10 protein-coding genes and 1 tRNA gene are annotated in these 11,828 nt (G+C 52.1%); all 11 read left to right on the forward strand.

Annotated features, from left to right (window positions below):
• Window positions 1-85 precede the first annotated feature (85 nt).
• The 11 genes from clpX (at window position 86) to nuoG (ending at window position 11,826) form a co-directional block, all read left to right on the forward strand.
• Window positions 86-1,351, forward strand: a complete 1,266-nt coding sequence (gene clpX, locus Abor_RS02555) for an ATP-dependent Clp protease ATP-binding subunit ClpX (RefSeq protein WP_048840250.1) — start codon at window positions 86-88, stop codon at window positions 1,349-1,351.
• 181 nt (window positions 1,352-1,532) lie between these two features.
• The gene (gene lon, locus Abor_RS02560; RefSeq protein WP_048840251.1) at window positions 1,533-4,046 is read left to right on the forward strand and encodes an endopeptidase La; all 2,514 of its coding nucleotides are present in this window, start codon (window positions 1,533-1,535) and stop codon (window positions 4,044-4,046) included.
• Window positions 4,047-4,189: 143 nt separating this feature from the next.
• Window positions 4,190-4,474, forward strand: coding sequence for an HU family DNA-binding protein (locus Abor_RS02565; RefSeq protein ID WP_048840252.1), 285 nt, complete (start codon window positions 4,190-4,192; stop codon window positions 4,472-4,474).
• A 93-nt stretch (window positions 4,475-4,567) separates the two neighbouring features.
• Window positions 4,568-4,642, forward strand: a tRNA-Val gene (locus Abor_RS02570).
• Between the two features lie 238 nt (window positions 4,643-4,880).
• Window positions 4,881-5,246 (forward strand): NADH-quinone oxidoreductase subunit A, encoded by a 366-nt coding sequence (locus Abor_RS02575; protein ID WP_048840253.1) that lies wholly within the window; start codon window positions 4,881-4,883, stop codon window positions 5,244-5,246.
• A gap of 13 nt (window positions 5,247-5,259) precedes the next feature.
• Window positions 5,260-5,823 carry a NuoB/complex I 20 kDa subunit family protein gene (locus Abor_RS02580; RefSeq protein ID WP_048840254.1) on the forward strand — a complete coding sequence of 188 codons (564 nt, stop codon included), beginning with the start codon at window positions 5,260-5,262 and terminating at the stop codon, window positions 5,821-5,823.
• Between the two features lie 49 nt (window positions 5,824-5,872).
• Window positions 5,873-6,478 carry an NADH-quinone oxidoreductase subunit C gene (locus Abor_RS02585; protein WP_084594331.1) on the forward strand — a complete coding sequence of 202 codons (606 nt, stop codon included), beginning with the start codon at window positions 5,873-5,875 and terminating at the stop codon, window positions 6,476-6,478.
• The gene (locus tag Abor_RS02590) at window positions 6,475-7,758 is read left to right on the forward strand and encodes an NADH-quinone oxidoreductase subunit D (protein ID WP_048840256.1); all 1,284 of its coding nucleotides are present in this window, start codon (window positions 6,475-6,477) and stop codon (window positions 7,756-7,758) included. Before Abor_RS02585 ends, Abor_RS02590 begins: the two co-directional genes overlap by 4 nt.
• Window positions 7,755-8,399: a complex I 24 kDa subunit family protein gene (locus Abor_RS02595; RefSeq protein WP_048840257.1), complete on the forward strand. Its 645-nt coding sequence runs from the start codon at window positions 7,755-7,757 to the stop codon at window positions 8,397-8,399. The genes Abor_RS02590 and Abor_RS02595 overlap by 4 nt, the downstream gene beginning before the upstream one ends.
• Window positions 8,400-8,410: 11 nt before the next feature.
• Window positions 8,411-9,739 (forward strand): NADH-quinone oxidoreductase subunit NuoF, encoded by a 1,329-nt coding sequence (gene nuoF, locus Abor_RS02600; RefSeq protein ID WP_048840258.1) that lies wholly within the window; start codon window positions 8,411-8,413, stop codon window positions 9,737-9,739.
• Between the two features lie 5 nt (window positions 9,740-9,744).
• Window positions 9,745-11,826 (forward strand): NADH-quinone oxidoreductase subunit NuoG, encoded by a 2,082-nt coding sequence (nuoG, locus tag Abor_RS02605; RefSeq protein WP_048840259.1) that lies wholly within the window; start codon window positions 9,745-9,747, stop codon window positions 11,824-11,826.
• The last annotated feature ends 2 nt before the right edge of the window (window positions 11,827-11,828 follow it).

The following is an 11,828-nucleotide window of genomic DNA, read 5'->3' on the forward strand; positions in this document are numbered from 1 at the left end:
AATGGTCTGACCTGATGAAGGCAGATGAGGTCTATAACACGGTTCTCGGTTCTCTGAGGCCAGGGATGATCGAGGGAGTGGGCTCATGAACGCGAAGTCCGGTGATTCCAAGAATACGCTTTACTGCTCTTTTTGCGGTAAGTCTCAGCATGAAGTGCGCAAGCTTATAGCTGGCCCCACCGTTTTCATCTGCGATGAATGCGTTGAGCTTTGCATGGATATTATCCGTGAAGAGCACAAAACCACGCTGGTTAAATCGCGCGAGGGTGTGCCCACGCCCAAAGAAATCTGCAAAGTGTTGGACGACTACGTAATTGGCCAGTTTGAGGCCAAGAAGGTTTTGTCTGTTGCAGTGCATAACCACTACAAGCGTCTGACACAGGCCGCTAAAAGCAACGATGTTGAAATTGCAAAATCCAACATTCTGCTTATTGGCCCAACGGGTTCTGGTAAAACGCTTCTGGCGCAAACCCTTGCCCGTATTCTGGACGTGCCCTTTACTATGGCTGATGCCACAACGCTGACAGAAGCAGGCTATGTTGGGGAAGATGTTGAAAACATTATCCTTAAACTCTTGCAGGCTTCTGACTACAATGTGGAGCGTGCGCAGCGCGGTATTGTTTACATCGATGAAATTGATAAAATTTCTCGTAAGTCAGACAATCCCTCCATTACGCGCGATGTTAGCGGTGAGGGCGTGCAGCAAGCCCTGCTGAAATTGATGGAAGGCACGGTTGCGTCTGTGCCGCCACAAGGGGGGCGTAAGCACCCACAGCAGGAATTTTTGCAGGTTGATACCACCAACATGCTGTTTATTTGTGGTGGTGCTTTTGCTGGCTTGGATAAAATTATCTCAGCACGTGGCAAGGGTTCGGGCATTGGTTTTGGTGCCGATGTACGCTCAACCGATGAACGCCGCACCGGCGAAATTCTGCATGATGTTGAGCCAGAAGACCTGATGAAATTTGGGCTTATTCCCGAATTTATTGGCCGTCTGCCTGTGTTGGCAACATTGGGCGATCTGGACGAAGAGGCTTTGATTCGAATTTTGAGCGAACCAAAGAACGCTCTGGTTAAACAGTACCAGCGCTTGTTCCAGATGGAAGATGTGCAGCTTACCTTTACGGAGGATGCACTGAAGGCCATTGCAGATAGAGCAATTAAACGTAAAACCGGTGCGCGCGGCCTGCGTTCCATTATGGAAAGCATCCTAATGTCGACCATGTTTGACCTGCCTGGGTTAAACACGGTGGAAGAAGTGGTTGTGAACCGTGATGTGGCGGAGGAGAAAACGAGCCCCGTCTATGTTTACGGAAAAAGTAAAGACGTACCGACCGAACAGTCGGCATAAATTAGCGTAAAAAAGCCAGCAGGGGGCAACCTTCTGCTGGCTTAGTTTTCTGGTGCCTATTGAGAAATGGGCTTTCGTAACGACATGTAGAGGCAGAGGCCTTGTTGGCGCCTCTACGGGCCAAGGGGCATGCCACAAACTGGGTGTCTCGGCCTGGATCGTCCTTGAAGGAGGTCATGGTATGGCTGAAGAAAAGAAACCAGCAGTCAAGCGGAAGCGTAAAGCACCGGTAAAAGGGCGGGCAACCAAGGCCGTTGCCCCTGTTGCAGCCGGTGTGGAAACCCAAGGGGCAGCTGTAGCCGCACCTAAAGGCGCAGACCGTGTAGCTGTTTTGCCGCTGCGCGATATTGTGGTTTTTCCGCATATGATTGTGCCCTTGTTTGTTGGGCGCGAAAAATCAGTCAAAGCGTTAGAGTCTGTGACGCGCGACGACCGGCAAATTTTGCTGGTTGCACAAAAAGATGCAGCACAAGACGACCCAAGTGTTGATGACGTGTACCGCTTTGGTACGGTCTCAACCATTCTGCAATTGCTTAAGCTGCCAGATGGCACGGTTAAAGTGCTGGTTGAAGGCGTGCGCCGTGCCAAGGTGAAAGCCCTGCACGATGTAGACGGCCATTTTGAGGCAGAAATTGAAGACATGCCCGAAGAGCCTGCTATTGGGGCCGAGGCAGAAGCGCTGGGGCGCTCTATTGTCTCTCAATTTGAAGACTACATTAAGCTTAACAAAAAAATTGCGTCTGAAGTTCTGGTGTCTTTGGGCCAGATTACAGACCTGTCCAAACTGGTTGATACTGTTGCCAGCCATCTGAACCTCAAGATTTCCGAAAAGCAGGAAATTCTTGAAGCGCCGACTGTCATGCAGCAGATGGAAAAAGTTTTTGCCCATATCGAGGCAGAAATTGGCGTGTTGCAGGTTGAGAAAAAAATTCGCAACCGCGTTAAGCGCCAGATGGAAAAAACCCAACGCGAATATTATTTGAATGAGCAGCTTAAAGCCATTCAGAAAGAGTTGGGTGAGGGCGAAGACGGTAAAGACGAAACCAGCGAACTTGAAGAGCGCATAGCCAAAACCAAGCTCTCGAAAGAGGCGCGGGAAAAAGCCATTGCCGAGCTTAAAAAGCTGCGTGGCATGTCGGCTATGTCTGCCGAATCGACGGTGGTGCGTAACTATCTCGACTGGATTTTGGGTATTCCTTGGAAGAAGCGCACCAAGGTACGCCATGACCTAGGCGAAGCTGAGAAAATTCTGGATACCGACCACTACGCTCTGGATAAAGTGAAAGAGCGTATTCTTGAGTATTTGGCAGTGCAGAGCCGCTCTCAAAAACTCAAGGGGCCAATTTTGTGCCTAGTGGGGCCTCCGGGGGTGGGTAAAACCTCTCTGGCCCGCTCTATTGCTAAGGCGACAGGCCGCCAGTACGTGCGTATGTCTTTAGGTGGCGTGCGTGATGAGGCCGAGATTCGTGGGCACCGTAGAACCTATATTGGGTCTATGCCGGGTAAAATTATTCAGGGCATGAAAAAGGCCAAGGTTTCTAACCCGCTCTTTTTGCTCGATGAAATTGATAAGCTGGGTGCTGATTGGCGCGGCGACCCGGCATCTGCCCTGCTTGAGGTGCTCGACCCAGAACAGAACAGCACGTTTGCCGATCATTATCTGGAAGTAGATTATGATTTGTCTGATGTGATGTTTGTCACAACGGCCAATAGCCTGAACATGCCCCAGCCTTTGCTGGATCGTATGGAGATTATCCGGCTGTCTGGGTACACAGAAGATGAGAAGGTGGAAATTTGCCGCCGCCATCTGATTGCAAAGCAGGCTGAGGCCCATAACCTTAAAAAGGGTGAGTGGTCGCTGAGTGATGACGCATTGCGTGACCTCATTCGTTACTACACGCGTGAGGCTGGCGTACGAAGCCTTGAGCGTGAAATTGCGAATCTTGCCCGCAAGGTCGTGAAAGAGATTGTGACCGGTAAAGCCAAGAAAGTGGCTATTACCGTGCGTAATCTTGAAAAATATGCAGGCGTTAAGCGGTATAGCTTTGGCCAGACAGAAGCCGAAGATATGGTGGGTATTGTAACCGGTCTGGCCTGGACAGAGGTTGGTGGTGAAATTCTGACCATTGAAAGCGTTATGGTGCCCGGTAAAGGCGGCATTGTTGAAACCGGCAAGCTGGGTGATGTCATGAAAGAAAGTGTCTCTGCTGCTTTCTCTTATGTACGGAGCCGCGCCACGACCTTTGGTATTGTACCCACCCTGTTTGAAAAGCGCAGTTTCCATGTGCATGTGCCTGAAGGCGCGACTCCTAAAGACGGGCCTTCAGCCGGTATTGCCATGGCAACATCGTTGGTTAGTGTCCTAACGGGTATTCCTGTTCGGCGCGATGTTGCTATGACCGGCGAGATCACTTTACGGGGCCGTGTATTGCCTATTGGGGGCTTGAAAGAGAAGCTTCTGGCGGCTGTGCGGGCAGGGATCCAGACGGTCTTTATTCCGAAAGAAAATGAGAAAGACCTCGCGGAAATTCCTGAATCTGTGAAGAAAGATTTGGAAATTGTACCCGTTGCTCATGTTGATGAAGTTTTGGCGCGCGCCTTGGTGCGTAAGCCCCAGCCCATACATTGGGAAGAGGTGCCAGAACCCGTTGCAGGGGCGGAAGGAAACAAGCCTGCGGCTGTTCTGCCGCACTGAGACGAAACAGCACTATGTAGCCAAACTTTGCGCTTGGTCGGTTGACGTGGCGAAAAACGGCTTCATAGTGCGACCGGGAAGCGGACAGGCGGACAGAGCCGCCCGCCGCGCCAGTAATTTTGATATTTAGAGAAAGGCGTAAAATGGATAAGCCGCTCAACAAGCAGGAACTCGTATCGGCAGTGGCCGACAAAGTAGCCCTGCCAAAAGCGAAAGCTGGAGAAGTGGTTGACGCCGTGTTTGGTGCAATCGAAGAAGCTCTTTCTCGTGGGCAGGAAGTGCGTCTTGTTGGTTTCGGTACATTTGTGACCGCAAGCCGTAAGGCCGCCAAAGGGCGTAATCCACGCACGGGTGAAGAAATTGATATTCCGGCTTCTACCTCTGTTCGGTTCAAGCCGGGCAAGGCATTGAAAGACGCCGTAAGCTAATTTTTTACAAAAATTAGTTTTTTTGGCTAACGGGCTGCAAAACCTTAAAAAAAGGGGTTGCAGCCCGTTTCCGTTTGTGGCACATACTGCGGCGGGCGGTTAGCTCAGCGGTAGAGCGTCTCGTTTACACCGAGATGGCCGGGGGTTCGATCCCCTCACCGCCCACCATTACCTCACATTGGTAATATTACGATAAGGAAGAGCCTCAGGCTCTTCCCTTCGTGCCTTTCTCATAAAAAAGTAAAAATCTGGTTATCATATTATAATAATCAGGTGAGCGTACCAAGTAATCACGGGAAAGTTCCCGCCAATACCTCTGGCAGGCATGGTTGTGTGAAGAACTTGGGAGTAGGCTTACTGCAAGACGTTTGGTTTAGCGACCTTAGCGCATTGCAGGAGCCCCCTAATGCAATCTGTCCTTGGTGATTACGCGCCGGTTCTTATTTTCGGTGCTATTTCGGTTATTATAGCGGCTGCCATGTTGGGCATGGCATTGGTGAGTGGGCACCAGAAACCCTACCCAGAAAAAACAACGGCTTACGAGTGCGGCTTTGAAGCCTTTGATGATGCACGCCGCCGGTTTGATGTGCGTTTTTATCTGGTCGCAATTCTTTTCATTATTTTTGACCTCGAGGTCGCTTTTCTATTTCCGTGGGCAGTCAGCCTGTCACGCATTGGGCTTTTTGGTTTTCTTTCCATGTTGGGCTTTCTGAGCGTTTTAGGCATCGGCTTTCTGTATGAGTGGCGCAAAGGCGCGCTGGATTGGGATTGAGGGAGAGCCGCCTATGTCTACACATTCGCAAGAAGATACCTTGCTCTGGAACCGTGAGGCGCTACCGCCCGGCCCAGAGCAGGATGCCGTGGTACGTGGTATTACCGGCGCTATAGCCGAGAAGGGCTTTGTGGTTGCCAACCTGGACAAGTTGGTAAACTGGGGCCGTACAGGCAGCTTGTGGCCTATGTCTTTTGGGTTGGCATGCTGTGCGGTGGAAATGATCCATGCCTACATGCCGCGTTACGACCTTGACCGTATGGGTATTATTCCCCGTGGGTCGCCCCGTCAGTCAGATGTGATGATTGTCGCGGGCACACTTACCAACAAAATGGCCCCTGTGCTGCGCCGCTTGTATGAGCAGATGGCAGAGCCACGGTGGGTTATCTCTATGGGCTCCTGCGCCAATGGGGGCGGGTATTACCATTATTCGTACTCGGTTGTGCGGGGGTGTGACCGTATTGTGCCGGTCGATGTGTACGTGCCCGGCTGCCCCCCAACGGCAGAGGCATTGATTTACGGCATTATGCTGCTGCAAAAGAAAATCCGCCGTACGGGAACCATTCTTCGTGGTTGAGGTGCCTGCCACAACGCAGTTTAGCAGCCTGCAAGGGCAGTTGGGGGCTATGGCGTTTACGCTGGCTACCACGCTGCCGGGTATTCATTCTGCTGCGGTTGAAAAAGATGAGCTTGTGGTGCGTACTACGCGCCAACAGCTTTTGCCGCTGCTTACGCTGTTAAGAGACAGTCCACATTACCGTTTTGAGCAACTGATGGATTTATGCGGGGTAGATTACCCAAGCCGCGTAGAGCGGTTTGACGTGGTCTATAACTTGCTTTCGGTTTCTTATAACCGGCGTATCCGCATTATCATCACGACAGATGAAAACACGCCTGTGCCGTCTGTACACCAGCTCTGGCCGAGTGCCACATGGTGGGAGCGTGAGTGTTACGACCTGTTTGGTGTGCGCTTTACGGGCCAACCCGACATGCGGCGTATTTTGACCGATGACGGGTTTGAGCATTTCCCGCTGCGCAAAGATTTCCCGCTGAGCGGGTATGAAGAAGTCCGATACGATGTTGAAAAACGTCAGGTGGTTAAAGAGCCTGTCTCTTTAACACAGGATTTTAGAGATTTCGACTTTGTCTCTCCTTGGGAGGGTATGCTGACCCTGCCGGGTGATGAAAAAGCACACGAAGTGAGACAGGGCATCAAGAGGGCCCGCGGATGACAGAGTTTAAAACCAACGCCCCCCTTGCACCGGGCGACGTACTGTTAAAGCAGGATATTCCCGAAACGCTTTTGCCAGACCAACTGGCAACTGCCGAGCCAAGACGCATTGTCGAGTTTGACTCCCATAAACTTAACTTTGGGCCACAGCACCCCTCAGCACATGGTGTGCTGCGTTTGGTGTTGGAACTAGAGGGTGAGGTTGTTGCGCGAGCAGACCCGCATATAGGGCTTTTACACCGTGGAACTGAAAAACTTATAGAATATAAAAACTACCATAAAGCCTTACCGTATTTTGACCGGTTGGATTATGCCTCGCCCATGTGTGAGGAGCAGGCGTTTGCGCTGGCTACGGAAAAATTACTAGGTATAGATATACCTGAACGTGCCAAATGGCTGCGGGTTATGTTTGCTGAAATTACCCGTGTGCTTAACCATATTCTCAATATTACCGCTATGGGGTTGGATTGTGGTGCCGTAACCCCCGCCCTGTGGGGGTATGAAGAGCGGGAAAAACTGCTGGAATTTTATGAGGCAGCATCTGGCGCACGTTTTCATGCCAATTACTTTCGCCCCGGTGGTGTAGCGCGTGATATTCCGACCGAACTAGAAGACCGCATAGGTGTATGGGCCAAAGAATTTCCGGCATGGATAAATGAGCTGGAAGGGTTGCTGACCGAAAATAGAATATGGAAACAACGCACGGTTGGTATTGGTATTTTTACAACCGAGCAGGCTTTGGCTTGGGGGTTTAGCGGCCCGTGCTTAAGGGCCTCTGGCGTGCCATGGGACTTAAGGCGTAGCCAACCCTACGACAATTACCACAAGGTTGACTTTAAAGTGCCCGTTACCCGGCAGGGAGACTGTTACGACCGTTACTTGGTGCGTATTCAGGAAATGCGCGAAAGTGTAAAAATTATTGAGCAGTGCTTGGCGCAAATGCAGCCCGGTGCAGTAAAGGTGCAAGACCCTAAATTCTCACCGCCGCCGCGTGCTGAAATGAAACGCTCTATGGAAGCGCTCATTCACCACTTTAAACTCTATAGCGAGGGGTACCACGTACCACCTGGTGCTACGTACACAGCCGTAGAAAGCCCTAAGGGTGAGTTCGGTGTGTATTTGGTGGCCGATGGGTCTAACCGGCCATACCGCTGTAAAATTCGGCCCACAGGCTTTGCTCATTTACAAGCGCTGGATGAGATGTCTCGCCGGGCCATGCTGGCCGATATGGTGGCTGTTCTTGGCTCGCTTGATCTTGTGTTTGGGGAGGTAGACCGTTGAACACCCCTTGGAAACCTGCTGAACAACCAAGCAGCTTTACCTTTGATGCTGACTCTGAGCGCGAAATAGAAGAAGTGCTCACTAAATATCCGGTAGCGCGTAAAGCCAGTGCCGTTATGCCATTGCTCTATATTGCCCAACGCCAGATGGGGCGGCAGACCGGCAGCGCATGGATACCCCTTGTGGCTATGGACGACATTGCTGCCCGGTTAGACATTGCGGCTATTCGTGTTTACGAAGTTGCGTCATTTTACACAATGTTTAACACGCAGCCCATTGGGCGTTACCATTTGCAGGTGTGCACCACCACGCCATGCTGGTTGCGTGGGTCTGATGATGTGACATCGGCTTGCAAAAAAGCAACTGGCATAAGCACTTTTGGTGAAACCAGCCAAGATGGCTTGTTTACACTCACGCAGGTTGAATGCCTGGGCGCTTGCTCCAACGCCCCGATTTTACAAGTTGATGATGATTTCTATGAAGATATGGACGGCCCACGCACAGAAGCCCTGATTGCGGCTTTGCGCGTAGGCCAGTACCCTAAGCCGGGGCCGAGCATAGACCGGGCAGGGTCTGCGCCAGAAGGTGGGCGTAAAACCTTGTTGGAAACGACTGCCCCAGCCCCTTCAGGCGCAGAGTAGGAGAGACGGCAATGTTACATGATAAAGACCGTATCTTCACCAATCTTTACGGCCAGCAAGACTGGCGTTTGGCGGGTGCCCGCCAGCGTGGAGACTGGGATAATACTGCTGCTATTTTAGCCAAAGGGCGCGATGCTATTTTGGCAGAAATGAAAGCCTCTGGCTTACGTGGGCGGGGTGGGGCAGGCTTTCCTACCGGGCTAAAATGGTCTTTTATGCCTAAACAGTCTGATGGTCGGCCCCATTATTTAGTTATTAACGGCGATGAGTCTGAACCCGGTACATGCAAAGACCGAGAAGTTATACGCCACGAACCGCATAAGCTGATTGAAAGCGCCTTAATTGCGTCTTTCGCTATGGGGGCACATGCTGCGTATATTTATATTCGTGGCGAATTTTGCCGCGAAGCAGAGCACCTGCAATATGCCGTAAACGAAGCCTATGAGGCGGGCCTTTTAGGCAAAAATGCCGCTGGTACCGGGTGGGATTTTGATTTTTATATTCACCGTGGGGCTGGAGCCTATATTTGCGGTGAAGAAACCGCCCTACTGGAAAGTTTGGAAGGTAAAAAAGGCCAGCCCCGTATGAAGCCGCCTTTCCCTGCTGGGGTGGGGCTTTATGGTTGCCCAACCACGGTTAATAACGTGGAAAGTATAGCGGTGGCCTCGACCATTTTGCGGCGGGGTGGTGCGTGGTTTGCGGGGCTTGGGCGGCCAAATAATGCAGGCACCAAGCTTATGGCTATTTCAGGCCATGTAAATACGCCCTGCGTGTTTGAAGAAGAACTTGGCGTGCCCCTTAAAGACATTATTGAAAAACACGGTGGGGGCGTGCGCGGCGGGTGGGATAACCTTTTGGCGGTTATTCCCGGCGGGTGTTCTGTGCCTGTTTTGCCCAAATCTGTGTGTGAAACAGTGCTGATGGACTATGACAGCCTACGGGCAGAACGGTCTGGTTTGGGCACGGCCTGCATGATTGTGATGGATAAATCGACAGATATTATTGAGGCCATTGCCCGCTTTTCTCGGTTTTTTAAACATGAAAGCTGTGGCCAATGCACCCCATGCCGTGAAGGAACGGGTTGGATGATGCGCATGATGGATCGCATGGTGCAGGGTCGGGCAGAGCTTGAAGAAATAGACTTGCTTGAGCAGGTAACCCGGCAGGTTGAGGGGCATACTATTTGCGCATTGGGTGATGCAGCGGCATGGCCGATTCAAGGCTTGATCCGGCATTTTAGGCCCGAGATGGAAGCGCGCATTCAGCACTATAAAGCGGCATTGAGCGCAAAAAGCGTGGTGCAGGTGCCCGTGCAGGGCGTGCCAGTAGCAGCGGAGTAAAGGCTATGGTCAGGGTCATTGTAGATGGCACACCGGTAGATGTGCCCCCCGGCTCTAGCGCGCTTCAAGCGTGTGAGGCAGCGGGTAAAGAAATACCACGGTTTTGCTACCATGAGCGGCTGTCTGTGGCGGGTAACTGCCGCATGTGCCTTGTGCAGGTGGTGCGAGCGCCAAAACCTGTGGCCTCGTGCGGGTTTCCCGTTTCAGACGGTATGGAAATTCTGACAGATACCGAAGTTGTGCGCCGTGCACGCCGTGCGGTTATGGAGTTTTTGCTCATAAACCACCCCCTTGATTGCCCCATTTGCGACCAAGGGGGGGAGTGCGATTTGCAAGACCAAGCTTATGGCTATGGCACGGGTATTTCGCGCTATCAGGAAGCCAAGCGGGCGGTAACAGATAAAGACTTAGGCCCCCTTGTCAAAACGGTTATGACACGCTGCATTCAGTGCACACGCTGCGTGCGTTTTACAACAGAGGTAGCGGGCACACCTGAGCTTGGTTTGGTGTCTCGTGGGGAAAATGCTGAAATTACCACTTATGTGGAAAAAGCACTGACGTCTGAACTCTCTGGTAACCTTATTGATATCTGCCCGGTTGGGGCGTTAACGGCTAAACCCTCAGCCTTTCATGCCCGCGCGTGGGAATACAAAAAAACAGACGCCATTGATGTGATGGATGCCCTTGGCACCAACATTCAAATACAGGCACGCGGCGGTGAGGTTATGCGTATTGTGCCCCGTGTGAATGACGAGGTGAATGAAGAATGGCTGTCTGACAAAGGCCGCTTTTCAGTTGATGGGCTTAAACGCCGCAGGCTTGATAGACCTTGGGTGCGCGTGCATGGCAAGTTGCATAAAGCGTCTTGGCAGGAGGCTTTCGTATCTTTGGCGCGCAGGCTTGAAGGTGTGTCCGGTGAGCGCATAGGCGCTATTGCCGGAGACCTATGCGATGCAGAAAGCCTGTGTGCACTTAAAGATCTTATGGCAGAACTAGGCTCTAGCAATATTGACTGCCGCCAAGACGGCGCATGGTACGACACAACCAACCGTGCGGGGTATTTGTTTAATAGTGACATCGCTGGCTTAGACGATGCTGACGCGCTGTTACTGATAGGCACAAACCCACGGCACGAAGCCCCCGTTTTAAATGCCAGAATTCGTAAACAATATTTGCATAATGGGCGTGGGGCTTTTCCGGTAGCCAGTATTGGCAATATACCCGTTGACCTAACATACCCCGTTGAGGTGTTGGGTGATGGCCCTACGGCATTGGCAGACCTGCTTGCTGGCAAACATGCCTTTGCTGAGGTTTTAAAAAACGCCAAACGCCCCATGATTATTCTTGGGCATGGGGCACTTACGCGGCCAGATGCTCAGGCCATTTATGAGGCGGCCAAAGCGTTGGCGTTGCAGGTGGGGGCTATAACCCAAGGGTGGAACGGCTTAAACGTGCTGCACACGGCGGCCTCTCGGGTGGCGGGGTTAGACCTTGGGTTTGTACCCGGCCCGCGTGGGCTCGCCAGCACAAACATGCTGCGTGGCGGTGTAGAGGTTTTGTGGTTACTCGGCGCAGATGATTTTGCGCTAGATAAAATTGGGCCAGATACGTTTGTTGTGTATCAGGGCCACCATGGTGATGCTGCTGCCAAACGTGCTGATATTATTTTGCCCGGTGCTGCATACACTGAAAAAGCAGGTACCTACGTTAATACTGCCGGGCGGGTACAACGGGCATTTCGGGCGGTCTTTCCACCCGGCGAGGCACGGGAAGACTGGCGTATTATCCGGGCGTTTTCAGACGTTGTAGGGCATGCGTTGCCCTATAATAGCCAAGAGGGTGTGTGGGCACGTATGGCCAGCATAAACCCTGTGTTTGGCGCCGGTTATGAGGGTGAAAACACGAGCCCCCAACTTGCTGCGCCCGAAACAGCGCAGGGTGAGTGGGGTAATAAGCTGGGGAGCACACCCCTTAAGCCGGTTATTGCTGATTATTACCAGACCAACCCCATAAGCCGTGCCAGCCCCACCATGGCTGAGTGTTCCCGCGTGTATAGCCCCGTGCGGGCTGCTGTGGCGGCGGAGTAAAG

Source organism: Acetobacter orientalis (assembly GCF_000963965.1).
In the GTDB taxonomy this organism is placed as follows: domain Bacteria; phylum Pseudomonadota; class Alphaproteobacteria; order Acetobacterales; family Acetobacteraceae; genus Acetobacter; species Acetobacter orientalis.